The 25,189-nt window shown below is 66.2% G+C and carries 27 protein-coding genes and 1 pseudogene; 8 read left to right on the top strand and 20 right to left on the bottom strand.

Features of this window, described 5'->3' with window-relative positions; translation table 11 throughout:
* The 3 genes from ABIE45_RS18245 to ABIE45_RS18235 form a co-directional block, all read right to left on the bottom strand.
* Entirely contained in the window at nucleotides 1–570 is a 570-nt protein-coding gene (locus ABIE45_RS18245) for an MOSC domain-containing protein (RefSeq protein WP_192711195.1), read from the bottom strand.
* Nucleotides 567–959, bottom strand: coding sequence for a Rid family detoxifying hydrolase (locus ABIE45_RS18240; RefSeq protein ID WP_192711194.1), 393 nt, complete (start codon nucleotides 957–959; stop codon nucleotides 567–569). The genes ABIE45_RS18245 and ABIE45_RS18240 overlap by 4 nt, the downstream gene beginning before the upstream one ends.
* Before the next feature lie 96 nt (nucleotides 960–1,055).
* Nucleotides 1,056–2,384 carry an MFS transporter gene (locus ABIE45_RS18235; protein ID WP_192711193.1) on the bottom strand — a complete coding sequence of 443 codons (1,329 nt, stop codon included), beginning with the start codon at nucleotides 2,382–2,384 and terminating at the stop codon, nucleotides 1,056–1,058.
* Between the two features lie 172 nt (nucleotides 2,385–2,556).
* Here ABIE45_RS18235 and ABIE45_RS18230 point away from each other — a divergent pair, with 172 nt between their 5' ends.
* Nucleotides 2,557–3,168: an XRE family transcriptional regulator gene (locus ABIE45_RS18230; protein WP_192711192.1), complete on the top strand. Its 612-nt coding sequence runs from the start codon at nucleotides 2,557–2,559 to the stop codon at nucleotides 3,166–3,168.
* 445 nt (nucleotides 3,169–3,613) lie between these two features.
* Nucleotides 3,614–3,788: pseudogene (locus tag ABIE45_RS18225) on the top strand (IS481 family transposase); the annotation flags it as partial.
* A 58-nt stretch (nucleotides 3,789–3,846) separates the two neighbouring features.
* Here ABIE45_RS18225 and ABIE45_RS18220 read toward each other — a convergent pair.
* The 16 genes from ABIE45_RS18220 to ABIE45_RS18145 form a co-directional block, all read right to left on the bottom strand.
* Nucleotides 3,847–4,296, bottom strand: a complete 450-nt coding sequence (locus tag ABIE45_RS18220; RefSeq protein ID WP_192711190.1) for a hypothetical protein — start codon at nucleotides 4,294–4,296, stop codon at nucleotides 3,847–3,849.
* A gap of 6 nt (nucleotides 4,297–4,302) precedes the next feature.
* A complete protein-coding gene (locus ABIE45_RS18215) occupies nucleotides 4,303–4,638 on the bottom strand; it encodes a flagellar protein FlgN (protein ID WP_192711189.1) in 336 nt (111 codons plus the stop codon).
* Between the two features lie 36 nt (nucleotides 4,639–4,674).
* Nucleotides 4,675–5,151 (bottom strand): rod-binding protein, encoded by a 477-nt coding sequence (locus ABIE45_RS18210; protein ID WP_192711188.1) that lies wholly within the window; start codon nucleotides 5,149–5,151, stop codon nucleotides 4,675–4,677.
* 82 nt (nucleotides 5,152–5,233) lie between these two features.
* On the bottom strand, nucleotides 5,234–5,662 hold the full coding sequence (locus ABIE45_RS18205; RefSeq protein WP_192711187.1) for a hypothetical protein: 429 nt from the start codon (nucleotides 5,660–5,662) through the stop codon (nucleotides 5,234–5,236).
* Nucleotide 5,663: 1 nt separating this feature from the next.
* Nucleotides 5,664–6,410, bottom strand: coding sequence for a flagellar biosynthesis protein FliR (gene fliR / locus ABIE45_RS18200; RefSeq protein WP_192711186.1), 747 nt, complete (start codon nucleotides 6,408–6,410; stop codon nucleotides 5,664–5,666).
* A gap of 6 nt (nucleotides 6,411–6,416) precedes the next feature.
* Nucleotides 6,417–8,507: a flagellar biosynthesis protein FlhA gene (flhA, locus tag ABIE45_RS18195; protein ID WP_192711185.1), complete on the bottom strand. Its 2,091-nt coding sequence runs from the start codon at nucleotides 8,505–8,507 to the stop codon at nucleotides 6,417–6,419.
* A gap of 122 nt (nucleotides 8,508–8,629) precedes the next feature.
* Nucleotides 8,630–8,896 carry a flagellar biosynthesis protein FliQ gene (gene fliQ, locus ABIE45_RS18190; RefSeq protein ID WP_192711184.1) on the bottom strand — a complete coding sequence of 89 codons (267 nt, stop codon included), beginning with the start codon at nucleotides 8,894–8,896 and terminating at the stop codon, nucleotides 8,630–8,632.
* A gap of 278 nt (nucleotides 8,897–9,174) precedes the next feature.
* Nucleotides 9,175–9,588, bottom strand: a complete 414-nt coding sequence (gene flgD / locus ABIE45_RS18185; RefSeq protein WP_192711183.1) for a flagellar hook assembly protein FlgD — start codon at nucleotides 9,586–9,588, stop codon at nucleotides 9,175–9,177.
* Nucleotides 9,589–9,632: 44 nt separating this feature from the next.
* Nucleotides 9,633–10,055 (bottom strand): flagellar biosynthesis repressor FlbT, encoded by a 423-nt coding sequence (gene flbT / locus ABIE45_RS18180; RefSeq protein WP_192711182.1) that lies wholly within the window; start codon nucleotides 10,053–10,055, stop codon nucleotides 9,633–9,635.
* The gene (gene flaF / locus ABIE45_RS18175) at nucleotides 10,052–10,399 is read right to left on the bottom strand and encodes a flagellar biosynthesis regulator FlaF (protein WP_192711181.1); all 348 of its coding nucleotides are present in this window, start codon (nucleotides 10,397–10,399) and stop codon (nucleotides 10,052–10,054) included. Before flaF ends, flbT begins: the two co-directional genes overlap by 4 nt.
* Nucleotides 10,400–10,494: 95 nt before the next feature.
* Nucleotides 10,495–11,553 carry a flagellar hook-associated family protein gene (locus ABIE45_RS18170; protein ID WP_192711180.1) on the bottom strand — a complete coding sequence of 353 codons (1,059 nt, stop codon included), beginning with the start codon at nucleotides 11,551–11,553 and terminating at the stop codon, nucleotides 10,495–10,497.
* Between the two features lie 4 nt (nucleotides 11,554–11,557).
* Nucleotides 11,558–13,015, bottom strand: coding sequence for a flagellar hook-associated protein FlgK (gene flgK, locus ABIE45_RS18165; RefSeq protein WP_192711179.1), 1,458 nt, complete (start codon nucleotides 13,013–13,015; stop codon nucleotides 11,558–11,560).
* A gap of 23 nt (nucleotides 13,016–13,038) precedes the next feature.
* Nucleotides 13,039–14,247: a flagellar hook protein FlgE gene (locus tag ABIE45_RS18160; RefSeq protein ID WP_192711178.1), complete on the bottom strand. Its 1,209-nt coding sequence runs from the start codon at nucleotides 14,245–14,247 to the stop codon at nucleotides 13,039–13,041.
* A gap of 115 nt (nucleotides 14,248–14,362) precedes the next feature.
* Nucleotides 14,363–15,682 carry a flagellar protein export ATPase FliI gene (fliI, locus tag ABIE45_RS18155; protein WP_192711177.1) on the bottom strand — a complete coding sequence of 440 codons (1,320 nt, stop codon included), beginning with the start codon at nucleotides 15,680–15,682 and terminating at the stop codon, nucleotides 14,363–14,365.
* 40 nt (nucleotides 15,683–15,722) lie between these two features.
* Nucleotides 15,723–16,463, bottom strand: coding sequence for a flagellar basal-body rod protein FlgF (flgF, locus tag ABIE45_RS18150; RefSeq protein ID WP_192711176.1), 741 nt, complete (start codon nucleotides 16,461–16,463; stop codon nucleotides 15,723–15,725).
* 1 nt (nucleotide 16,464) lies between these two features.
* Nucleotides 16,465–17,883 carry a DUF1217 domain-containing protein gene (locus tag ABIE45_RS18145; RefSeq protein WP_192711175.1) on the bottom strand — a complete coding sequence of 473 codons (1,419 nt, stop codon included), beginning with the start codon at nucleotides 17,881–17,883 and terminating at the stop codon, nucleotides 16,465–16,467.
* Nucleotides 17,884–18,057: 174 nt separating this feature from the next.
* Between ABIE45_RS18145 and motA the strand changes: the two genes are divergently transcribed.
* From motA to flhB, 6 genes are all read left to right on the top strand, one after another.
* Entirely contained in the window at nucleotides 18,058–18,945 is an 888-nt protein-coding gene (motA, locus tag ABIE45_RS18140) for a flagellar motor stator protein MotA (RefSeq protein WP_192711174.1), read from the top strand.
* Nucleotides 18,946–18,947: 2 nt separating this feature from the next.
* The gene (locus tag ABIE45_RS18135; protein WP_192711173.1) at nucleotides 18,948–19,877 is read left to right on the top strand and encodes a FliM/FliN family flagellar motor switch protein; all 930 of its coding nucleotides are present in this window, start codon (nucleotides 18,948–18,950) and stop codon (nucleotides 19,875–19,877) included.
* Entirely contained in the window at nucleotides 19,858–20,196 is a 339-nt protein-coding gene (locus ABIE45_RS18130; RefSeq protein WP_373622434.1) for a hypothetical protein, read from the top strand. Before ABIE45_RS18135 ends, ABIE45_RS18130 begins: the two co-directional genes overlap by 20 nt.
* 165 nt (nucleotides 20,197–20,361) lie before the next feature.
* A complete protein-coding gene (gene fliN, locus ABIE45_RS18125; RefSeq protein ID WP_373622891.1) occupies nucleotides 20,362–20,679 on the top strand; it encodes a flagellar motor switch protein FliN in 318 nt (105 codons plus the stop codon).
* Nucleotides 20,680–20,693: 14 nt separating this feature from the next.
* Nucleotides 20,694–21,722: a flagellar motor switch protein FliG gene (locus tag ABIE45_RS18120; RefSeq protein ID WP_192711171.1), complete on the top strand. Its 1,029-nt coding sequence runs from the start codon at nucleotides 20,694–20,696 to the stop codon at nucleotides 21,720–21,722.
* Nucleotides 21,723–21,826: 104 nt separating this feature from the next.
* Complete coding sequence (flhB, locus tag ABIE45_RS18115; protein ID WP_192711170.1) at nucleotides 21,827–22,888, top strand: flagellar biosynthesis protein FlhB; 1,062 nt, start codon at nucleotides 21,827–21,829, stop codon at nucleotides 22,886–22,888.
* 81 nt (nucleotides 22,889–22,969) lie between these two features.
* On the opposite strand, the gene ABIE45_RS18110 is transcribed toward flhB, so the two are convergent.
* A complete protein-coding gene (locus ABIE45_RS18110) occupies nucleotides 22,970–25,117 on the bottom strand; it encodes a malate synthase G (protein WP_192711169.1) in 2,148 nt (715 codons plus the stop codon).
* Between the last annotated feature and the right edge of the window lie 72 nt (nucleotides 25,118–25,189).

Below are 25,189 nucleotides of genomic sequence, written 5' to 3'. Positions count from 1 at the left end.
TCAATCCACCAGCGCGATCGCGTCACCCGGGCGGATGATCCCGCCGCGCTCGATCTCGCAATTCAGGCCCGAGCGGTTGTAGAGCGGCAGGTAGACCGGCGATCCGAGCAGCTCCTCCAGATACTTGCACGGGAAGTTGAGGCGCCCGCCGCGCAGGATCACCGCACCCACGCGGAAGCGGCGCCCGACAAGGTGGTTGAGCGGCACGCCGCGCACCGTGAGATTCCTGCGGTGATCGATGGGCGCGAGATGGATGGGGCCGCCCTGGAGCGGCGGATCGTTGCGCGCGAGGGCGTCGAGCGCCTCCTGCTCGATGAGCGTCACCTCGCGGGTATCCGGCTTGGGCGAGTAGGTCCCCGTCCCGAGGAAGTAGCGGTCACCTTGGATGCCGCGGCCGGCGACGCACTGGGCCTCGGCCAACTCCTCCATCTCGTAGCCGGCCGCCGGCGCGATATGGATGTTGAGCAACGTGCCCTGCCAGCCGGTCGCGCCGCCCGGCACGCCCGTCGCGACCGATCCGGCCGCGTGGGCGAAAGCCCCGACATGGCGGGGCACGGACGTCTCGCTCATCGTGCCGGCCCCGTCGCGAGCGCGATCGCCTCGACCTCGACCAGCGCATCGCGGGGCAGGCGTGCGACCTCGACGGTCGAGCGCGCCGGTGCGGCGCCGGGGAAGTGCTCGGCGTAGACGGCGTTCATGGCGGCGAAGTCGTTCATGTCCTTCAGGAACACGGTGGTCTTGGCCACGCTCGCGAGGCTGGCGCCTCCAGCCTCCAGGACTGCGGCGAGATTGGACAGCGAGCGGCGTGTCTGCGCTTCGATGCCCTCCGGGAACGCCCCCGTCGCCGGATCGATCGGCAATTGGCCCGAGGCGAACACGAGATCGCCGACGCGGGTCGCCTGGGCGTAGGGGCCGACGGCCGGGGCTGCGGCCTCCGTGGCGATGATGGTCCTGTCCAACTGCGTCTCCCGGTCTCGCGATGGCTTCCAGCTGTATTCCATTCCAGTGGACATACGTCCACTGTCTGAGGCGCGCTTCAAGCGCCGCGAAGCCCTTCAGTCGATCGGCCGTCGCGCCGTCTCGGGCGCCGCGAACGTCGCCACGAGCGTGATGCAGGCGAGCGCGATGAGGTAGGCCGAGATCGGCCACGTTGCGCCGCCGCTCCAGGCGAGCAGGGCCGCGGCGATCAGCGGCGTGAAGCCGCCGCTCAGCGCCGCGCCGACTTGGAAGCCGAGCGAGGCGCCGCTGTAGCGCAGGCGGGCGTCGAACAGTTCGGACATCCACGCCGCCCCGGTCCCGAACATGATGCCCTGCCCGAAGCTCAAGGCCACCGCGACGGTCAGCGTGATGATCGTCGGGTCGCGGGTGTCGAGGAGCGTGAACATCGGGAAGGCGAAGGCGATCGAGAACAGGCAGGCGGCGACGAACAGCGTCTTGCGCCCGTAGCGGTCGGACAGCCAGCCGAAGACGGGAATCGTGAAAAGCTCGATGATGGCAGCGATCAGGATGCCGTTCAGGATCACGCCGCGCGACAGGCCCAGCTGGCCGGTGACGTAGGAGATCGAGAACACGGTCACGACGCTGACGTAGGCGATCTCGGAGACCTTCAGGCCGACGGCCTTCAAGAACATGCCGGGATGCTCGGTGAGGATCTCCATGACCGGCAGCCGCGCCGTCACCGCCCGCTCCTTGATCCGCCGGAACGCCGGGGTCTCGTGAAGCCGCAGGCGGATGAACAGGCCGACGCCGACGAGGAGCGCGCTCGCCAGGAACGGGACGCGCCAGCCCCATGACAGGAACGCCGCCTCCGGCATCAGGCCGGTCAGCGCGAAGGCGCCGATCGAGAGGATCACGCCGATCGGGTATCCGAGCTGGACGATGCTCCCGAAGAAGCCGCGCCGTTCCGCCGGCACGCTCTCCACCACCATCAGCACGGCCCCGCCCCACTCGCCGCCGATGCCGATGCCCTGGACGAGGCGCAGGGCCACGAGGAGGATCGGCGCGAGGATGCCGATCTGCCCGTAGGTCGGCAGGCACCCGATCAGGAAGGTGCCGAGGCCCATGATCATCAGGGTCAGCGACAGCATCGCCTTGCGCCCGATCCTGTCGCCGAAATGGCCGAAGACCGCCCCGCCCAGCGGTCGGGCCAGGAACCCGACGGCGTAAGAGCCGAACGCCGCGATCGTGCCGACCACGGGGTCGATGCTGGGGAAGAACAGCTTGTTGAAGACGAGGGCGCTGGCCGTTCCGTAGATCAGGAAATCGTACCATTCGACGGTGGTGCCGATGACGCTCGACCAGACGATCTGGCGCCGTTCCGCGGTCGTGACCGCGCCGGACCCGGCGATCCGGATCGCCTCCGATGGCAGGACAGCGTCGAGCATGAGCGGGCATCCACTTTGAGAGATGAATTTCCACTCAGCCGGATACAAGCGGCGTGCCAACCGTCCTGGTCGGCCGTCCGGGCGCACCCCCATCGCCTGTGCTAAGCACCGACCGATCAGCCTCCAGCGCTCACCAACGAGGACATGGCCGGGGGATCGGGACGAGACGCGAATGACGATCACGGCAGAGGGGCGGCGGGTCCAGATCGAGGCTGAGACGCGCTCTCAGATCCAGGTGCTTGCCGAGGAGATCCGGCGCAGACGGAAGGAGCAGGATCTCTCCCTCGAAGCCTTGGCCTCCCTGTCCGGGGTGAGCCGCTCGATGATCTCGAAGATCGAGCGCGGCGAGGCCGTGCCGTCGACGGCGATCCTCTCACGCCTCGCCGAGGCGCTGGGCGTGACCTTCTCCAGGCTGATGGCGCCCACCACCGAAGTGGAGGTGCTTCTGATCCCGGCCTCCCGCCAGCCGGTGCTGCGCGATGAGGCTTCGGGCTTCCTGCGCCGGTGCCTCTCTCCGGTGCTGCCTGGCCGTGGGATCGATTGGGTGCTCAATACGCTCCCGCCGGGCGCAACCACGGGAGAGTTCGTCGCCCACCGCCGCGGCGTGTCGGAGTACATCTTCGTCCTGAAGGGACGCCTGCGCGCCACGATCGGCGATCGTGCGGTCGTGGTCGAAGAGGGCGACAGCTTGTATTTCGAGGCTGATGCCGGGCACGCCTTCACCAATCTCGGGGCGGAGGCGTGCCAGTATTTCCTGGTGATCGACGCCACGCGGCTGCGCTGAGGCTTCGCCGTCGAAAGTGCGCCGCGCTCGGCTGAAGCGTGCCGATGTGGCCGTCGACCGACGGACGGCGATCGTCGGGACCCGCACATCTTGAGGATGGCAGACCACCGGGTAGGCCAACGCGCTATCGCGAGCGAGGCGGAGGGGCGTGCGGGCCGCCCGTCCTCCAGATAGTTCTCGATCGGCGCCGTACGGCCCAGAGCCAAACCGTGACCCGCCAGAGCCACGCGATAGGCCACCGCGGAACCGTCCCTGGCCGCCCCAGAACCACGTGGGTCGCCGAGCCGCCGCCATGCACGGCAGCGATCAGGACCGCGAGACCGTGCTGTCGGAGGTGGCGGCGGGGCCGCAACGGGTGGCCGTCGTCTTGTCCTTGCCAGCCCGCGCCAACAGCATTGCGGGGGCCGGCGTGCTGCGCGTCGACGTGGTCGGGCGGCGTGAGCCTCTGCAGCCGACGATCCCGCACTTCACACGTTCAAGTCTGCACCGCTGCCGCGAGCACCCAGGCATCGCGCGGCGCCCCGAGGTCGGTGGCGACAAGCCGCGACGGGCCAAGTTCAAGCGCTAATCCGATCCGCTACGTCCACAGCGATCTTGCGGAGGTGCACACCGAGCCGGGATGGACGCGCCCTCCCGGTTCACGCAGAACCCGAACCACCAAATCCCGGGACCGAAGATCTAACTGCGGATATCCTTCTTCGTCACGAAGTTGAAGTTCTCAACCATAACGTCCTTGACGATCTCGGAGCCCAGCCGCTCATTGACCCGGTGCTTGATCTCGTCCAGGCGCTTGTTGATGTCGTATTTCTTGAGGTTGCGAAAGTCGAGGTCGCCATCGGCATAGATCTGACGGAACGCTTCATCCAGGACGAACGGCGCGGGGGTCACCCCCGCCCCTTTGATCAGATGCGCCTCGGCCGTGAAGATGATCGTGGCGAGGATGTAGCCCTGAACGCTTCCTTCGGCGATGATCGGAATGTTGAGCGGCCGCAGCTTCTGATAGCTCAGTCCCTCCAGGTACTCCTCGGCTTTCGGCTTCGGCAGGTCCGGCATCCAGGTGATCACCGCGTAGCTGGACAGCGCCGTGATCGTGCAGATCCAGAGACCGGTGAGGACGATTCGGGTCACGCGCGGTCACTCCTGATAGCGTAGGGCGGCCGAGTAGGTGCCGTCGGATTCCGCGCTCTGGATCATGGTCGAGACGATATCCGAGACCTCCTGCAAGGCGCGCAGGTGGATGCCCAGAAGCTCGTGATTGCGCCGGAGCTTGGCGCGGACCCGTTCCAGGCCGTCGATCTCCGCGGGATTGAGAGCTGTCGCGTCCATGGCCCGGCCGAGACGCGCGAGCTCCACCAGGCTCTGGCTCTTGCGGAGGTTGAACTCATCCTGATCCCGCAGGTCGTGCACCGTCAGCGCGGCGGTCTCGGCTTCGATTGTGGCCTCGAGGCGATTGAGGGTCGACAGCAGCATGATCCTTGTCCGTTGAACGCGGCAGGCGAGACCGGCCTAGACCGTCGGCGTCCGGGTGGCGTGAGGCGCATCTGCGGCCTCGGGATGCGCGGCATCGATCATCTTGGCGATGCCGATGCCGCCGGCCTTGGCGAGCTGAGCGCCGAGCTGCTCGGCCAGCATCGACTTCCAGATCGAGCCGGCATTGCCCTTGCCGAAGACGGCCGAGGCCCCTTGAGGAAGCATGGATTCGACAAAGGTCTGCAGGACGAAGGCCTCGAACTGCTGGGCCGGGCTCCCCTTCGCCCGCGGAGCCGGAAGCGTTGCGGCCGTCCGGAAACGGGTCAGCACGGCGTCGGCGCTCGGCTGCGGCGCGACCGGGACGCCGGTCCGAAGGCTCGAGGCTGTGCCCAGCGCGGCCGCGAAATCTCCGGAGGAGGCCTGCGTGAGCTTGGTCACGGCCGCCTGATAGCGGGTCGGATCGGCGGCACGCGCCACGTCGAGGACGATATCGGAAGGCGGTTGGACGCTCACAGCGCGCTCGTATCCAGAGGGGCGTGACCGCGACAGGTCTGGTCCACAGTATCGGCCGAATCCGTCGCGGTTGCGGACAAGCTCAGTCCACCCGCGAAGCTAACCGGCCTGGCTGACCGGAGGCTTGCCGCGCGGGATCGGTGAGGCGGTCGAGCCGCTCGGCCCAATCGCGCTTTTCCAGGTGGTGCCGGTGCTCGTCTTCGAGGCGGCCGGCCCATAACTCGGTGCGCTTGTGCCGGCTGGCCCGGTCGCGGAGCTGCTGCGCGGAGACGTCCCGCTCCGCGCGCAGATCCTGCGCCGCGACCGCGAGGGCCTTGAGCCGGCCGACCGACGTGGCGCGGATCGGCTCGTGGAAGGCCGAGGCCTCGTTGAGCACGCGAATCAGATCTTCCTGGGCCCTGTCGGCTGCCCGGACCTGCTGCTCCAAGGCGGCCAGTTCCCGTTCCGCGAGCCGGTGCAGGCGTTCCTGCAGGCGAAGGAGCCGCCGCGTGCGGTGCAGCCGTGTCTGCATGTCAGCCCCTTCTGAGCCAGTGCTCGTATTCGAGGATGAACTGACCGAGCATGTCGCTCGACAGGACCATCAGCAGGAGAAGGCCACCGAAGAGGATGAACGGCGTCGCGATGAAGAACACCGGGATCTGAGGCGTGAGCTTGTTGGCGAGACCCAGGGCGAGGTTCACGATCACCGAATAGACGATGAACGGGCTCGTCAGGCGCAGGGCCACGATGAAGGCCGCGGTGGTTCGATCGACGAGACCACTCAACATCGGCCGGGCGCCGAACGGATTGCCGGCCGGGATGCGGTCGTAGGAGGCGACGAGGCCGCGGAACAGCTCCCAATGCAGGTCCAGGGTGAAGATCAGGACCGTCGCCGTCATCATGATCAGCGAGCCGGTCAGCGAGGCCGCCTCGTTGTCGGCGACCGGGTTCCCGGGGATACCCCCGAGGCCGATCATCGTCGCCAGGCCGTTCACCATCGTCTCGAGTGCAAAATAGAAGGACCGGCCGAAGAAGCCGATGGCGAGGCCGGTGAGCGTCTCGCATCCGATCCACCAGAAGGTGTCGGCCGGCGCGGCGTTCCGCAGGCCCGCGCTGAATTTCGGAAGCAGCAGGGGCGCGACCGCCAGGGTCACCGTCAGGGCGATGAGCAGGCGGATGTGCGACGCCACCCGTGTGCTGGACAAGCCCGGGGTGACCAGAAGGCAGCCGCCGATGCGGCAGAAGATCACGAAGACCCCCAGGATCGTCTCAGGAATCATCGGCGGTCAGGAGATCGTGCCGAGCGACTTGATCTCGACCCCGCGGGCGATCTCAACATGCGACAGCACCGCGACCGTCGGGAACAGCCGCTCGATGATCATCCGCACGTAGCTTCGGACCTCCGGTGCGGTGACCAGGGCGAATTTGTGGGCGGTCTTCATGTGAGCCCGGATCGCTTCCGAGGCCTCGACGCCGAACTGCTCGATCAGCCGCGGGTCGATGTCGACCTCGACCACGTCGCCCTTGCTGTCGCGCTTGAGACCCTGATGGAAGGTCAGGTCCCAGCGGCTGCCGAGCCGCAGCACACTGAGGACCCCGTTCTCCGCGAGATCGCCGCAGATCTGCTGCGCGATCCGAAGCCGGACATGCTCCGCGATCTGCTCCGCCCGGCGCGCGTGCGGGACGATCTCGGCGATGGCCTCGATGACCAAGTGCAGGTTCCGGATCGAGACCCGCTCGGCCAGCAGCAGCTTGAGGACGGCCTGAAGACCTGAATACGAGATCTGCGACGGGCAGATCTCGTCGACCAGGCGCTTGTACTCACCATCCAGGCGATCGATGAGCATCCGCAGATCCTTGTAGGAGAGGAGCTGCGGCAGGTTGTTGCGGATGACCTCGCTGACATGCGTCAGCATGACCGAGTGCCAGTCGATCGGGCTAAAGCCCTCGCGCCGCGCCTCCTGGGCGTAGGTGTCCGGCACCCACACGGCGCGCATGCCGAAGGCCGGCTCGCGCACCTCCTCGCCCGTGAGGGCGGGCATCGGGCCGTCGCCCACGACGATCATCATCTCGCCGGGGCGGACCTGCTGCGCCGCGATGACGGTCCCGTGGATTGCGATCTCGTAGCTCTTGCTCGGCACGGAGGCCGATTCGATCAGCTTGATGTCCGGGACCACGAACCCGTATTGCTGCGCGAATTTCCGGCGCATCCGACCGACCCGATGGGCCAGCTCCTGCTGTGCGGGCTGCATCTGCACGGCGAGGTGCTTGCCAAGCCGCAGCTCGATCTCTGCCGTCTTCAGCGATTCTTTCACGGCCTCGCTGTCCTGGCGTTCGAGAAGCAGCTGCCGCTCCCTGGCCTGCGTTGCGGCCTCGACCTTCGATTGCGCCTCTGCGAGCCGCCGCGGGATCAGGTAGGCCACGGTGCCCATCAGGACACTCAGGATTGCGAAGGGCACGAACGGCATCCCGGGCATGATCGCGAAGACCGCCATCAATCCGGCTGCGACGAACAATGCCCGTGGATAGGCGCCGAGCTGGCCGAGGATCGCCTGCTCCGCAGTCCCGCGGGTCCCGCCTTTGGAGACCAGGAGGCCTGCGGCCAGCGACACGATCAGCGCCGGGATCTGCGAGACCAGGCCGTCGCCCACCGAGAGCTTGGTGAAGACGTCGGCGGCCTTCGCCAGCGGCAGGCTGTGGCGGGTGACGCCGATGATGATCCCGCCAAAGATGTTGACCACGATGACGATCAGGCTGGCGACCGCCTCGCCGCGCACGAATTTCGAGGCGCCGTCCATGGACCCGAAGAACGCGCTCTCCTCCTCGAGTTCGCGCCGCCGCCGCTGCGCCTCCTTATCGTCGATGAGGCCCGCCGAGAGATCGGCGTCGATCGCCATCTGCTTGCCCGGGATCGCGTCGAGGGTGAAGCGGGCCCCGACCTCGGCAATGCGGGTCGCGCCCTTGGTGATCACTAGGAAGTTCACCGTGATCAGGATGGCGAACACGACCAGGCCGATCACGAAGTCGCCGCTCATGACGAACTGCGAGAAGCCCTGGATGACGTGGCCCGCCGCATCGACGCCCGCGTCTCCGTTGGAGAGGATTAACCGCGTCGTCGCGATCCCGAGGGCGAGGCGCAGGAGCGTGGCGATCAGCAGAATCGTCGGGAAGGACGAGAATTCGAGCGGCTTCTGGATCCAGAGCGCCACCATCAGGATCAGTACGGACAGCGCGATGGACAGCGCCAGCCCGATGTCGATCAGCACCGCCGGAACGGGCAGAAACAGCACCGCAAGGATCGCGATGATCCCGACGGCGAACCAGACATCCCGCCGAACGCGACCGTCCGGCGCGAGGGCTTCTAGGGCCGCTGCCACGCTCTCAACCCTCTCAATCTCGCTCGTGCATCTGCATCATCAAGCTTGCGCCTGGATTGCTCCGGCCGCCCTCACGCTCCGACAAGACGACCCGGAGGCCGCGCTCGCAGTCCCGGGACGGCTCAGAAGCCGGAGATGATCCGGCCGTAGACCATCTCGGTGAAGGCGTAGATCTGGCCACCCATGAAGGAGCCTGTGACGATCATCACGATCAGGACCACCACGATCTTCGGGACGAAGGTCAGGGTGACTTCCTGAATTTGGGTGAGCGCCTGGAATAGAGCGATCAGGACGCCCACGACCATCGCTGCACCGACCGCGGGCCCGGACGCGAGGATGATGGTCCAGATGGCGGACCGGACGAGCTCGAGAGCGTCAACCTCGTTCATGAGATCAGCCGAGGACGGTCGGAGGAGCCGACGTTACAATCTTGGCTCGGCGGAACTGAATGTTCCGGAACCAGCGTACGCGCGAACAGGGGCACGTCAGGCTCTCATGTCCACGAAAAATAGCCTGTCTCGCACCGCCACTGCACCGCACGTCGTTCTTCCTCACGACGTGGTCTCGGAAGCACGGGGTTGCAGGACGGCTCGAGGCTCGGGCTCCGCCATTCCGAAACGGACCAGCCTTTGCCGTCGGCGTTCCTCAGCTCGCGGAGGATCCCGTTCTACGAGACGGTCATGCCGGGTTCGTACGGAACGTCCTTGCCGTTATCGAGATGAGCGAGCAACCCGTTATTGGCCACCTGGACAGAGACGACCGTGCCGGTGACCGACTTGTCGGCAGAGGTCACCGTGTGACCAACCAGATTTCCAGCTTGCGACAACGTCGAGGATGTCAGGAGCGCGTCGAGCTTGCTGTTGATGTTCACGCTCTGCTCGACCTGCGAGAATGTCGCGAGCTGCCCCATATATTCTGTCGATTTCATCGGATCGGTCGGGTTCTGGTTCTTCATCTGAGCCAGAAGGAGCTTGAGGAAATTGTCGTAGTTCAGCGTCGTCTGCTTCGCGGCAGCAGCGGTGCGGTCCGGCGTCTTGGTCGACAGGGACTGAGGGGCGATATTCGTAGCGGATACAGGCATGGTTCGATCTCCATCCGATTTGGATGCTTGTGCCTCGCGACGCCTCAGGCAACCTGATGGGTCAGCGCGTTCATGGGCTGAGGCGATGGCGGGCTTTCCGGCTCGAAGAGTCCCCGCAGGATTCGCAGCGCTTCGAACGGCCGGCCGGAATCAAGGAAGGATCGGGCCGTACCGAGGGAAGACACGGCATTGGAGCCAGGATTCTGGGCGATGATCGCGCTGTCGACCTCGTCGTAGGCCTGCCGGACCTGATCCGCATTGCTCGGGTCGATCAGCATGGCCTGCGCGATGAAGTAAAGCTGACGTATCGGCGTGGTCGCTTGTTCGGCCTGCAGAACGTGTGCCTCCAAGAGGAAGGTCGCGTCGTTGAGCAGCTCGATCGTCACCTTGCGGTCGACACGGAGAACAGCCCCGTTGATGAAGATCCGCTCGTGGCCGCGCAGGCTGAGATTGATGGAGCGGCTCATTGGAGGCCGTCGCGAATCAGCGTGTTGACGTAGATCAGCGGCTCAAACCCGGTCGCGTCGCCGCGGAGGATCTGGTCGGTCCGGCTCATGTTCCACAAGCCGATCGAGATCAGGTCAGCCCGCAGCTCCTTGGGCAGGCCGTTCTCGGGATTCGCGAGATCGTCGATCAGAAGGCTCCAGAGACGCTGCAGGAAGCTGGTCGCTTCCCGGCGCAGCTCCTCGGGCGCATCGGCCGCCTCTGCCCGCTTCATCAGGCTGATGGCGCGGTCGAAAGCCGCGCGTTCGCGCTCCCGGGCAAGGGCGGGCGAGTCGTCCATCATCTCCGCGTAGGACGCGCCATACATTGCAAGTATGCCTCTTTGACGGTGATCAGATTGGTTTTCGAGTAATATTATTTGGCAAATGTCGGATAAATTTGCCTGTTTTTAGATTCTTCCGATCAGATGTAATCCAGCAGGCTCAGCTTGCTGACTTGACCGGTCAGAGAATAGGCAACTTTGAGCTGCGCCTCCAGATTCTGGGTTCGGGTGGCCACCTCTTCCCAGTCGACGGCTTCGAGTTTCCCGAACCCCTCTGTCATGATGTTCTTCTGCGCGTCGATCTGTTTGCCGACGGTGCCGATCCGCGCTTGGACGACGCCGATATCCGCCTGGATGTCTTTGACCCCCAAGGTCCCAGCGTTCGCCAAGCTGCGCAATTTGTCATAGACGACATTCTGCGTAGCGGGACCCAGGCTGGCCAACCCGATATCGGACGCCAAGGTGTACATCATCGCGAGTTGCCGCAGCGGCTGAGCATTGGCGTTGACGGAACTCTCAACCGTCTCATTGCGGGTGATATCGCTCTTGATATTGACGTCTGATGCCGAAGACCAGTTTTGTTTCCATTGATTGTCTTCAAAAAGCTGCGCAAAGCGGCCGCCATCCTGAAGGAAATGCTCCATCTGGGCGGGGGTGATGTTGCTTGTGTCCGGCTGCGTGCCGGGCGGGAAGTGGAACTCATTCGTGAAGGCTTGCTGAAAGGCTGTTTTGGCGGCCGATTGCGGCGACGCTTCGTAATCGGCAATCGGACGCTGTCCCGTGTTGATGCCACCGAACAGGTACTGGCCGCCGGTCGACGTGTTCAGGTCGCCAATCAAGGCCGTGAGCTTGGTGGCCGCCATCTGCGCGACGACGGTCCCGCTGGTATCGGTCAGCTTGCCGGGCGTCGTCAGCGCGAGAAACGCTTCACCGTCCGTGCGGACGCGGTCGAGCGCGTGGTAGGAACTGTCAAGCCGCACACCCGTCAGCCCGTTGCGCCTGCTCTGGGCATCGAGATTGTCGACCTCCTGCCGCAGGTTGAGGCTGAGCCCCGTCCTGTAGCCCAGCTCGAGGCCGACATCGGCGTAGCGGCCCTTCGAACTCTCGGCGACAGCCTTGTCGAGGTCGGCCTGAATCCGGGACACATTGGATCGCGGCGTCTTGAGGAACGTCGCTGTGGAGATGAAGCTCGCTTTCATGAGGCTACCTCACCGCGTCGAGGAGTGTTTGGAGCATCGCGTTGACCGTCGCGATGAGCTTCGCCGAGGCGGCGTAGGACTTCTCGAGCTGGAGCATCGTGGCGACCTCGTCGTCGCGGTTCACGTCCGTGGCGTTCGAGAGCGCGGTCGATGCGCTGTCCAGGAAGGCGGATTCGTTGTCGACCTGGACCGAGGCGGCTTTGCGGGCTGCCTCCAGCCAGCTCGCCGAGGCCCCAGCCGCCGTCTGCAGGGACGTCGACAGCGGCAGCTCCGAGTCGGACGGGAAGGCGCGATCCGCGCCCAGCGCCGACCGAAGGGCGACCAAGTGAGCCGTGAACGAGGCCGCGTTCGTGCTGTTGTACAGGTACTGCGCGCCCGCGTTCATCCCGCCGTCGCGCAGCGTGAACGGATTGCCGCTCTGCTCGGGATCGGCGGCCGGGTTCACGCGGATCGTGCTCGCCAGGCCGACGGCTCCCGCCGCCGGCAAGGCCGGATGCCCGCCATCGGTGAGCAGACCCGCCAGGGCGGTCCCGCTCGCGACGTTGTTGTCCGTCTCGGCAAAGGCGTTGATCAGCCCGCCGGCGATCGCGTCGAGCTGCTTCTGATACGTGATCGCGATCTCGTCGCGCACGGCGACCTCCCCGACGATCCGCCCGGCCTGGAGCGGCATGACGGCGCCGTTACCGGTGACCTGGACTCCGTCGATGAGCACGGCCTTGCCGATCGTTCCTGCCGCGAAGACTGCGGTCGGGTCGAACGTCACGCGTCGCGGCCCGTGTTCGTAGAGCGGCGATCCATTGTCGGCGTAGATCGCCATGTCGTTGTCGGCGCGGACAGCCGTGCTGATGCCGATCTCCTTGGACAACTGCGCGAGGATCTTGTCCCGCCTGTCGAGGGCATCGCTGATATCGACCTTGCGCGCCGTGCCGAGCACCACCTCCTTGTTGGCCTTGTCGAACTGCGCGAGCAGGTCGTTGATCGTCTTGACCGAGTTGTCGATCTCCTCATCGGCACGCGCCCGCGTGGACTGGACCGTGCTGCTGGCCTGGTTCAGGGATCGGGCGAGATCCTTCGCGGCGGCAACGGCCGCCTTCGCCAGGTTGATGTCGTCGGGCTTGTTGGCGGCGTCGCCGAGAGCCACGTTCAACGCGCTGATCTTGGCGGAGATCGAGCGGCCGGCCTCGGTATCGCCCACCGTGTCTTCCAGGCTCGTAAGCCCGTCCAGGACCGCTTGACGGCTGGCCAGTTCCGACGTGCTGCCGACCATCCGATCGAACAGGAACGTGTTGCTGGCGCGCGTGATCACGACCCGGACCGGGCCGTCGGTCGTGACAAGCGACGTGATCTTCCGCGAGTACGACGGATCGTTCACGCCCGCGATATTGCGGGACACGACGTCCGTCTGGACCGCATTGGCCTGGAGAGACCCACGGGCGGCATTCAGTGCGACGGAGAGGCCCATCTCGAAAGTCCCCTAGCCCGCCGTCAGCGCTTGAGATTCACGAGGAGCTCGAGCATTTCCGAGCCAGTTTGGAAGACCTTCGAATTCGCCCCATAGCTGGTCTGCGCCTCGATCATCGTCGCGAGCTCGTTGCCGAGATCGACGTTCGAGTTCTCGAGCATGTTCGACTCGATCGCCCCGCGACCGCCGATGCTGGCGAAGCCGAGCTGCGGCTCGCCGGAGGTCGGACTGGTCTCGAACACGTTCCCCGACCGCGGAGTCAGCTGATCCGGGCTGGCCACCGTCGCCAGGGGAATGCGGTAGGCCGCGGCCTTCGTCTTGTCGGCGTAGATGGCGTAGACCGTCCCGTCGGACCCGATCTCCGAGTCGACCACGTCCTTCGCCGCGCTGCCATTGGCGCTGCCCTGGAACTGGAAGTCGGAGGCGAGCTGCGTCAGGTTCTTGAAATCGAAGGTGAAATTCTTGCCGTTGGGGATGGTGAAATTCAGATTGGGAGACCCCTGCAATTGGCCATTCACAAATGTAAGGGGGCTGGTGGCCAGCGGTGTTCCCGGGAAGTTGCCGGGCACGCTGTGGTCGTAAGCTGAAACCTGCCACGTATTGGCCGCCGTCTTCCAGAAATACAGGTCGACCTGGACGGGATTTCCGAGATTGTCGAAGGTGGTGAAGTTCGTCGCCTTCGAGTAATTGGGCCCGACCGTGGTGATCGGCGCGTTGCTGTCCAGATTGGCCTTGCTGATGCCGCCCAGGGTGGACGGACGCGCCTGCATCGACATGGTGCCCAGATTAACGGGCACCAGGCCGTTGTAGCTGTTCATGGACGGGCTCGGATCGCCCGCGGCCAAGCTGTAGCCCATCAGGTGCATGCCGGCCGTGTTGACCAGGTCACCGCTCGGTTGCACGACTTGGAAATTCCCGGCGCGCGTCAGGGCGTATCGGCCGCCCTCGTCCTTCACGACGAAGAACCCGTTCCCCTTGATCGCGAGATCGGTCGCCGACGTCGTCGCCGTGCTCGTGCCCTCGCTGGTGATCATGTGGCGGACCACGGTGTCGACGGAGCCGGAATTGTACGATCCGGGGCTCGAGTCGATCAGGAGCGACGAGAACTCTGTCGCGGATCTCTTGTAGCCGGTCGTATTCTGATTCTGGATGTTGTCCGCAACCGTTCCCAGGCGGTTTGTCTGGGCGTTCATCCCGGACACACCGCTGTTCAGCACCCCATACAGACCCATGACGAGATTCCCCGTTGTCTGATACCGTTGCGTTACTCAGATCAGCACTCGCTTGCGCGAAGCTTTCGGCGCTGCGTTCCTGGGCCGGGCGGCTGGGCCGGCGCGCCGACCCAGCTCAGCCGCGGAGCGCGTTCGCGAGTTCGAGGAAGGCGTCCAGACTCTGCGGCTCCGTCGGATCCTGCCGCAGGGCGCCGTAGATCTTCGGCACCAGGGCGACCGCCTGATCGAGTTCGGGGTCGGCGCCCATCGTGTAGCTGCCCATCAGGCGCAGGTCCCGCGAATCCTCAAAGCGTGCGATCAGGCTCTTGAGGGTGCGCACGAGCTCGCGCTGCTGCGGCGTCCAGACCAGGTCGGCCAAGCGGGAGATCGAGCCCAGCAGGTCGATCGCCGGATAGCGGCCCTGGTCGGCGATGGCCCGGTCGAGCACGATGTGTCCGTCGAGGGTGCCGCGGATGCTGTCGGCCACGGGATCGTTGTGGTCGTCCCCGTCGATCAGGACCGAGAAGATGCCGGTGATCGTGCCCTCGCCTTCGCGTCCCGGCCCGGCCCGCTCCAGCAGGCGCGGCAGATCGCCGAAGACGCTCGGCGGGTAACCACGCGCCACGGGCGGCTCGCCGGCCGCGAGCGCCACCTCCCGAGCCGCGTGGGCGAAGCGCGTCACCGAATCGAGCACGAGCAGGACGGATTGGCCCTGGTCCCGGAAATATTCAGCGACCGCGAAGGCGAGCTTCGGCGCCTGTCGGCGCATCATCGGACTCTCGTCGCCTGTGGCGACCACGACGACCGAGCGCGATCGGCTGTCCTGGATCGGACCCTCCAGGAACTCCCGGACCTCGCGCCCACGCTCACCCACCAGCGCGACCACGACGGCGTCGAAACCGGAGCAGCGGGCGAGCATCGACAGCAGCGTCGTCTTGCCGACCCCCGAGCCCGCGAAGATACCGATGCGTTGGGCCGCGCAGAGCGGCGTGAACAGATCCAGGGCCCGGACGCCGGTCCGGAGCGGGCTCTCCACCCGGGAGCGGAGCATCGCGGGCGGCGGATCGGCGTCCAGCGGCATGGCTCGGCTGCCTCTGGGAAGCTCACCCTTCCCGTCGATCGGTTGCCCGAAGGCATTGACGACGCGGTCCTTCCAGCCCTCGCAGGGCCGGGGGCTGGCAGCCGGCACCCGGTACGCCGGCGCGCCCAGACCGACCTCGATCCGGCCCTCGAACGGCTTGAGGATCACGCCCGCTTCGTCGATCCGCACCACCTCGCTCTCGATCGGCCGGTCCCGGCCCTCGATGCGCATGCGGTCGCCGAGCCGCAGCAGCGGCAGGTCGATGCGGACGCGGCAATGGCCGAAGCCGATTTCCCGCACGGATCCGCCGATCCGCACGAGAGGATGGGCGTCGCGGTCTTCCAGCGCGTCCGCGAGGCGGTCGAGCGCGTTCATGCTGAAATCCGCATTGCCGGGTCCCGAGGCATCCGGCGGCCTACGCGGATGGGCCGAGGCCGCGGATCGCGTCCTGCAGCGACGATTCCGACTCCGCCACGGCCGCCGCTGCACTCTGGAAGGTGCGCGTGATCTCGATGAGCCGTGACATCTCCATGATCGGGTTGACGTTGGCCCCTTCCTGGAAGCCCTGCTGAACCCGAACGGTGGTCTCGTCGCGCTGGTTGAAGTCGAGGATCGGCCGACCCGGGATGTCCGACGTCACCGCGCCGCCGGCGACGCGCGTGAGCTTGGCGGCCGGATCGAGGCGGAACACGCCGAGCGCGCCGACCTGGTTGGTGCCCTGGGATATGATCCCGTCCTGACCGATCGTGAGCGGCGCCCCTTCCGGATCGACCGTCAGGGGCGACCCGCCGGGATCCAGGATCGCGCGCCCGTTGAGATCTTGGAGGTCGCCCGCCGCCGTGACCTGCATGCGGCCGTCCCGGGTATAGACGGGACCCCGCGGTCCCCGCACGGCCAGCCAGCCGTCGCCCTGAAGGCCGACATCGAGGGGCGAGTCCGTCTTGGTCAGCGGACCGGCCTTGCGCGACAGAAACGTCTCGCCCGGCGTCGAGAAGGCCACCTCGCGGTGCCCGGCCTGGGACAGGATCGTCTCGAACTTCACTTCCTCCGCGCGGTAGCCGGCCGTCCCCAGATTGGCGACGTTGGTCGCCACCGTGTTCAGGCGCTGTTCCAGTGCGACCTGGGCGGACAGGGTGACGTAGAGTGACGATTGCATGTCAGCGGCCTCCCTGCCGGATGCCCTGCAGCTTGAGAATGACGTCCGGGTCGAGGCCAGAACCGGAGCCGTTCAGCAGCGACAGCGCCGGTGTCGACGCCGTGTCGTTCTTCGCGTCCCACAGGATGGTGAAGCGCTTGATGAACTGATCGAGCTTGGCCGGATCCTTGAGGCTCGCGATATTGAACTTGCGGTTGATCAGGCTCGCCTGCCCGTCGATGCTGCTCTTTGCCGCTTCAGGCGGAAGGCCGAGCGTGGTCCGAACGACTTCGGCCAAGGCCGGGTCGGCCAGGAAGCCGTACGCGGATGTCACGGTCGGTGCCTTGCGCCGGAAATACAGGGCGAGCCTCACGCCCTCGTTCTCGTTGCCGGCCTCCGTCTCGAGCGTCTTCTGGACATAGGCATCGACCGTAGCCGTGCGGCTTGCATGCCGCGCATCCTTGAACCGATCGAGCAGCTGGCTGAGCTTCTTGGGATCCTGCAGGCTCGCGACATCGAGTTTCTTGTCGATCAGCTTGGCCTGCTCATCGGGCCGCCTCGCGCTGGTGTCAGCGGGGAGGCCGAGCGCGGCCACGACCACGTCCGTCAGCGCCGGATCTGCGACGATGTCCTTAGCTGCGTGGACAGCGCTGGCCTTGTCTCGGAAATACTGCGACTGTTTCTCGAGCTCGGCATCCGAGTCGGCGTAGGTTCCGGTCGGCCGGAAGTACGGATCGACAACGGAGTTTCTGCCCTCATAGCGAATTTCTATGAATTTGCTGATGAATGTGCTCAGCTTGTACGGGTCCTTGAATGTGTCAGGGTCCAATTTGCTCTGGATCTGCTCCTTTTTTGTCCACGCGTCGTCGTATTCGGACGCCGGCGGTAGGCCGACCGTCGTTCGGACAATCTCTGAGAGCTTGGAATCCTTCACAACGTCGTTCAGATCGACGCCGGCTTCCGACATGTCCTGAATGTATTTAACAGAACTTTGAGTCTGTGTGTCGTAGGCGGCTCTTTTTTCCGCCAGGCTCTGCTTCGGAGCCATCTTGTCGAGAATGTCTTGAATTTCGGGGTCGTCGGAATGCTCTATTCTGCTCGGATCGTCACCGAGAGTCCTGAAGTTGAAGGCGGCGGCGAAATCCCTGTAGCGCTCGTCCTGCAACCGGGTGACCAGGACACGGCCGTTCGCATCCGCCTCACCCAGGAGGACCTTCCTCATGAAGCCCTTGGCGTAGATCATGTCGTCGAGGCCGAACGCCTTCATGGCGAAGGTGTAGAGCCGGTTGTTTCCGAGAAAATCGTCAACCGTCTTGATCTGACCGATATGATCCTGAAAATACTTGATCTCGTTCTTCGATGCCGGCTCCGAGGCGGTCCGGCTCAGAGATTTCTGCAGATTTGCTGTGATCGATCGATAATCAGTGAAGGTCGAAAGCATGAGGCGGGTCCTTCATCTGCGGTTTCTCCCGATTCTAGGTTCGTGAGCTTGCCTGGACCTTGCTCGCCTCGGTTCTGTACACGCGGTGCTTGGGTGCGAGGTCGCCGCTCCAGCCCTGCGCAAGCATAGCGCTCTAGCCCGGGACCGATCGGAACGGGTTTGGGGGCGCGGCGCGTGGGTGTTGTCATCGGCTTGCTGATTGCGGTCGCCTGCGTCGGGGGCGGCTTCTCGGCGATGGGCGGCCACCTGATGGTGATCTGGCAGCCCTTCGAGTTCATCATTATCGGGGGGGCGGCCGCCGGTGCATACGCGGTGGCCAATTCCTCCAAGGTCGTCGTGGATACCGGCCGGGCCCTTCTGGAGGCGGCCCTCGGGCGGGTGCCGAAACGAGACGATTACCTGGCGCTGCTGGGCCTGCTGTTCGCGCTGACGCGGGAGCTGCGCTCCAAACCGCGCAACGAGGTGGAAAGCCACCTGGAGAAACCCGATCAGTCCGAGATTTTCCGGGCCTATCCCCGGGTGACGCGGGACGAGGAGCTGACCCAGTTCATCTGCGATTACATCCGCCTCGTCCTGATCGGCAACGCGCGACCTTACGAGATCGAGGCGCTGATGGAGGAGGAGATCGCCACCCATCGCGGCGACAAGCTGAAGGTCTACAACGCGCTGATGAGCATGGCCGACGGGCTGCCGGCCCTGGGCATCGTGGCGGCGATCCTCGGCATCGTGAAGGCGATGGGCGCCCTCGACCAGTCGCCCGCTCTCCTGGGAAGCCTGATCGGCTCCGCGCTGGTGGGCACCTTCACGGGCATCTTCGCCTCCTACACGGTGGTGGCGCCGCTGGCCAACAAGGTGAAGGCCACCCGCGATGCGCAGGCGCGGGTCTACGTGATCGTGAAGCAGACCCTGCTGGCCTACATGAACGGCGCCCTCCCGCAAATTGCCGTCGAGCACGGCCGCAAGGCGATCACGGCGGCCTACCGGCCGACCATCGACGAGGTCGAGAACGCGACGATCACGGGCTTGCCGCGCGGCGAAACCGTCCTGCGTGAGGCGGCCTGATCATGGACCGTCAGCAAGTCGTCAACGACATCCGGGATCGGCTGCTGGACGCGGCCGGCCTCTCCCTCGAACGCCTGCCGATGCTGCACGTGATCCTCGACAGGGTCGCGACCTTCTGTGCGGATCAGCTTCGGCATTTCGCGGCCTCTCCGGTCTATTTCTCGCTGAGCAACGTGGAGAGCCAGCGCTTCGGGGACATCCTCGAGCCCTACGAGTCGAACGCGATCGCCGGCATCTTCCAGGCGCCGGAATGGGACAGCCATATCCTGGTCGGCTTCGACCGCGACTTCATCTTCACGATGGTCGAGGTCCTGTTCGGCTCCGACGGCTCCGAGCCGCCCCTCGACGAGGAGCGGTCGTTCTCGAATATCGAGATGCGGATCGCCCAGCGCCTGTTCGAGCAGATCGGCAAGGCGATGCAATCTGCCTTCGCACTCGTGGCGGACACGCCGTTCAAGCTCGAGCGGACCGAGCTGCGGATGGATTTCGCGGTGATCGGCCGCCGGAACAACCAGGCGGTCGCGGCGAAATTCCTCCTGCAGGCGCTCAACCGCGGCGGCGAGATGTTCATCGTCATCCCGCAATCGGTCCTCAACCCGATGCGCCAGAGCCTGGCGCGCATCCTGGTCGGCGAGAGTTCGGCCCGGGATTCCCGGTGGACCCGGCAGATCGCCGGCGAGGTGCAGAAGACCCCGGTGACGCTGAAGGCGATCCTGGAGGAGAAGCACCTGACACTGGGCGCCATCGCCGCTCTGGAGGTCGGTCAGGTTCTGGAACTCCGGGCGACCCCCCGCAGCCGGGTCAAGCTCGTCGGCAACGACCGGGAGCTGTTCTGGTGCGATGTCGGGCAGGAGGATGGTGCGATCGTCCTGCGTGTGGACCGCTTCATCGATCAGGACCAGGAGTTTATCGATGATGTTCTCGCTCGCTGAGGCCCTGCTCTTCGCCGCGTTGGTCGCGACGACCGCCTGCCTCGTGCCGATGTACATGCGGCTGAAGCGGCTGGACCGCTATCATGCGCAGTATCGGGATATGGTGGATTGGAGCGCCTCCGCCCTGGTCGGCGCGAGCAATGCCGTCCAGTCCTTCGCTCAGGACGGGCGAGTCGTCCTCGAGGATCTCAGCCGGGAGATCGAATCCGCCAAGGCGGCGCTGGCCGAATTGCGGGCCGAGCGGGCTCGGCTGATGAGCTCCGCGCAATCCGCCGCCAGCCACGAGACCACGGTCGGAGGCAGCCTGACCAGCGCCTGACGCCGGTTGCCGGCACCAGAACCTCGCCGCTCGATGGGTGCCGGTTTCGGCGACCCGCAGTGCGGACCTTCCCTTCGTTGAGGAGCACGTGATGTCCCCCCCTCGGACCAGCCGAACGCCGAATCTGGGCATGAGAGCAGTCACAGCGAGAGCTTGTTCGCGAAGATCGAGGCGCAGGCCGAAGATCAGCGCGCGCAGGATGAGCGCCTGGGCAGCGGCCGAAACCTCGATTCCATCCTGCGGATCCCGGTCCTGATGCAGGTGGTCCTCGGCTCGGCCACGATGCCGGTCTCCAACCTGATGAAGCTGGGGCGGGGCGCGATCGTGCCCCTGGACCATCGCGTCGGCGAGCCTGTCGACGTGGTCGTGAACGGCCGGGTCATTGCCCGGGGCGAGGTGGTCGTGGTCGAGGACGACAACTCGCGTTTCGGCGTCTCGCTCACTGAGATCGTCGGCCCCGCCTCGGCCGATTCCAACGGCTGACAGGAAGCATCGCCATGGCCGCAGGCACCGTGACCACGGTTGGTCGAAGAGTCCTGACGCCCGCCGAGGAGGTTGCGGCCGTCCTCATCGCGATGAGCAAGGACACGGCCAGCCGCCTCGTCAAGTATTTCGACAGTGCCGAGCTGAAGCAGATCACCCGCGCGGTCTCGCAGCTCGGGCCGGTTCCGCGGACGCAGCTCGAAGCCATCGTCGAGCAGCTCGCCGCCTTCTTCGCCGACGGCGCCAACCTGATCGGGACGGCCCGCCAGATGGAGAAGCTGCTGGAGGGTGTCCTGCCGCCCGATCAGATCGCCGACATCATGTCGGACGTGCTCGGCGCCGGCGAACGCTCGATCTGGGACCGGATCTCCAACGGCTCCGAGGCCGCCTTGGCGGGCTACCTGATCAAGGAGCACCCGCAGACGGCGGCCCTCATCCTGTCGAAGGTCAAGCCGGCCTGCGCCGCCAAGGTGATGGCGCAGCTGCCGGCCCCGATCCGCAACGGCATCATGCGGCGGATGCTGACGTTCAAGCCGATCGTCGATGCGACCATGAAGATGATCGAGCAGACGATCCATGAGGACTTCATGATCAATCTGGCGCGCAACGCCGCGGCGGATACCCATTCGCGGATGGCGGACATCATCAACAAGATGGAGCGCCAGAGCATGGAGGAGGTTCTGGATAACCTCACCCAGTCGCGTCCGAAATCGGCCGAGATCCTGAAGAGCCTGCTCTTCACCTTCGACGACATCATCCATATGACGCCGCGGGCGCGCACGACGCTGTTCGACCAGATCCCGCACGAGAAGGTCATTCTCGCGCTGAAGGGCACCAGCGGCCAGCTGCGGAACGTCGTGCTGAGCGCCCTGACCGCCCGCGCCCGGCGCCTCGTCGAGCACGAGCTGGAGGGCGGCGAGCCCGCCTCGCAGCGGGACGTGCTGGAGGCCCGTCGCGCCATCACCGATCAGGCCCTCGAAATGGCGGCGCGCGGCGAGATCGAGCTCAGTCCGAGCGATTCGGACGAGACGTACTTCCGCTAGCGCCGTTCCGGCTCGGGGATGGCCCTGAGCTTCCCTTCTGACGCGTCCTCTCCGCCGAAGCGGTCGCCGGCCCGGCGGGGAGCACTGGAAACCGGTCCGCCGCAATGTCCGACGACAAGGAGAGCAAAACCGAGCCCGCGAGCGACAAGAAGGTGGGCGAAGCGATCACACAGGGGAACATTCCGTTCTCGCGGGAGGCGCCGGTCTTCGCCTCCATCCTGGGCTTGATGATCTTTCTGGTCTTCGTGGCGCGGGACCAGGGCGTTCCTTTCGTGTGCCGGCTCGCGCTGATCATGGAGCAGCCGCGGAGTTTCAGCGTGGAGACCAGCCGCGACGCGACGCGCCTCGTCCACGCCCTGGCTCTGGAGATGGGCCGGTTCCTGCTGCCGATCCTGGTGATCCTCCTCGTCTCCGGAATTGTCGCCTCGATCTTTCAGAATGCGCCCCGCATCGTGTTCGATCGGATCCGGCCGCAATGGTCCCGGCTTTCGCCCGTCAGCGGCTGGAACAGGCTCTTCAGCTTACAAGGATCCATCGAGTTCGGGAAAAGTCTCTTCAAGTTCCTCGCGATTGGCAGCATGTCCTACATGGTCCTGCGGGCTGACCGGCACGAGATCATCAATATCATGTTCGTGGATCCGATCGGATTGCCCGAGTTCCTGCTGACCCTGTCGGTCCGGCTCGTCTCCGCCGTCAGCGTGGCGACGATCGCGCTGGTCGCCGGTGACTTGGTCTGGACCCGGCTACGCTGGCAGCGTGACTTGCGGATGTCGCGGCAGGAGCTCAAGGACGAGTTCAAGCAGACGGAGGGCGATCCGCTCGTCAAGGCGAAGATGCGGTCGCTTGCGCAGGATCGCCTGCGCAAGCAGATGATGGCGGCGGTCCCCCGCGCCACGATGATCCTGGCCAATCCCACGCATTATGCCATCGCGCTGCGCTACGACCAGGGCGAGAACGATGCCCCGATGGTGCTGGCCAAGGGCAAGGATCTCATCGCCCTGCGCATCCGGGAGATCGCCGAGAAGCACCGGATCGAGGTCGTGATCGACAAGGCTCTCACCCGGGCGATGTACGACCATGTTGAGGTCGACCGCGCGATCCCGGCGGAGTTCTACCGGGCGGTGGCGAACCTCCTCGTCTACGTCATGACGCGCAAGGGACGCTGAGACGAGGGCGGGCGCTCCCGCCCCCGTCTGGCCGGCGCCGGAGCGACCGTGTCCGATCGACTGGCGCCGAGGCGGCGCGCCTCACGCGGCCCGGCGCTTCGCCTCGCGGCGGAACCGGTGCAGCACGAACTCGGTGTAGCCGTTCGGCTGCTGTGCTCCCTCGAACACCAGGGCTTCCGCCGCCCGGAAGGCCGGCCCGTCGAAGCCCGGGGCCATCGGCCGATAAGCCGGATCGCCGGCGTTCTGGCGGTCGACCACGCCCGCCATCCGCCGCAGGGCCGCCTCGACCTGCGCGCGGTCGACGATCCCGTGGCGCAGCCAGTTGGCGATGTGCTGGCTGGAGATCCGCAGGGTGGCGCGATCCTCCATCAGGCCGACCTCGTGGATGTCGGGCACCTTCGAGCAGCCGACGCCCTGGTCGATCCAGCGGACCACGTAGCCCAGGATCCCTTGGCAATTGTTGTCGAGCTCCTCCCGCACTGCCTCCGGCGCGAAGGGGCCCTCGGCGAGCGGCAGGGTCAGCATGGCGGCCCGGGTCGCGGGCGCCCGGCCGGCGAGGTCCGCCTGGCGTGCGCGCACGTCGGTCTGATGATAGTGAAGCGCGTGCAGCGTCGCGGCGGTCGGGGACGGGACCCAGGCGGTGTTGGCCCCGGCCTCGGGATGGCCGCCCTTGGCCTCCAGCATCGCCGCCATCCGGTCTGGAGCGGCCCACATGCCCTTGCCGATCTGCGCGTGGCCCGGCAGCCCGCAGGCGAGGCCGGCATCGACGTTGCCGTCCTCGTAGGCCTTGATCCAGGCGGTCGCCTTCATGGAATCCTTGCGGACCACGGGGCCGGCCTCCAGCGAGGTGTGGATCTCGTCGCCGGTCCGGTCGAGGAAGCCGGTGTTGATGAAGAACAACCGGTCGGAGGCGGCCGCGATCGCAGCCTTGAGGTTGAGCGTCGTGCGCCGCTCCTCGTCCATCACGCCGATCTTGAGCGTCCGCGGCGCGAGGCCGACCAGCGCCTCGACCCGGCCGAACAGCTCGACCGCGAAGGCGACCTCCTCGGGGCCGTGCAGCTTGGGCTTGACCATGTAGACCGAGCCGGTCCGGCTGTTGCGGAGCGGACCGGTGCCCTTCAGGTCGTGCAGGGCGATCAGCGCGGTGACGGCCGCGTCGAGGATCGTCTCGGGGATCTCGGCGCCGTCGAGGGTCACGGCATCCGTGTACATGTGATGGCCGACATGCCGGACCAGCATCAGCGACCGCCCCGGCAGGGTCAGGCTGCCGCCGCCGGGGGCCGTGTAGGTCCGGTCCGCGGCGAGCCGCCGCTCGACGGTGCGGCCGCCCTTGGACAGGCTGGCGGTGAGGTCGCCGCGCATCAGGCCGAGCCAGCTGCGATAGACCGCGACCTTGTCGGCCGAGTCCACGGCGGCGACCGAATCCTCCATGTCCATGATGGTCGAGAGGGCCGCCTCCAGCACCACGTCGGCGATGCCGGCCGGGTCGGTGCGGCCGATCGGGCTCGTCCGGTCGATCACGATCTCGACGTGCAGGCCGTTGTGGCGCAGCAGGAGTGCGGTCGGCGCCTCGGGGGTGCCGGTGAAGCCCGCGAAGTCCGCCGGGCCGGTCAGGCCGGCATTACGGCCGGCGCCGAGGTCGATCGCGAGGCGGCCGCCCGTCACGGCAAAACCCACGGCATCGGCCCAGGAGCCGACGCTGAGCGGCGCGGCCGCGTCGAGGAACGCCTTGGTCCTGGCCACCACCGCGGCGCCCCGGGCCGGGTTGAAGCCGGTGCCAGGCGCGAGGTCGCCGTCCTGCGGGATCGCGTCGGTGCCGTAGAGGGCATCGTAGAGGCTGCCCCAGCGGGCATTGGCGGCGTTCAGCGCGTAGCGGGCATTGGAGATCGGCACGACGAGCTGCGGCCCGGCGACGGCGGCGATCTCCGCGTCCACGTTCTCGGTGGTCACCTGCACGGCCTCGGGCTCCGGCTGCAGGTAGCCGATCCGCGTCAGGTAGACCGCGTAGGCCGCCGGGTCGTGCGGCTGGCCGCGGTGGTCGCGGTGCCAGGAATCGATGTCGGCCTGCAGGCCGTCGCGCCGGTCGAGCAGCGCCCGATTGCGCGGTGCGAGATCGCGGACGAGCGCCGCGAAGCCCGACCAGAACTGGTCGGCCGAGAGGCCTGTTCCGGGCAGCGCCTCCTCGGACAGGAAGGTGCGGAGGTCCTCGGCGACGACGAGGCTCGACATGGCGATCTCCTGGGATGCGGCGGGCGCCGAACGTCAGAAAAAGTCGAACGGCCCATGAAAATTTTTTGAGTT

It is taken from the genome of Methylobacterium sp. OAE515 (assembly GCF_041806315.1).
Classification (GTDB): Bacteria; Pseudomonadota; Alphaproteobacteria; order Rhizobiales; family Beijerinckiaceae; genus Methylobacterium; species Methylobacterium tardum.
This window is presented reverse-complemented; position numbering and strand designations above follow the sequence as displayed.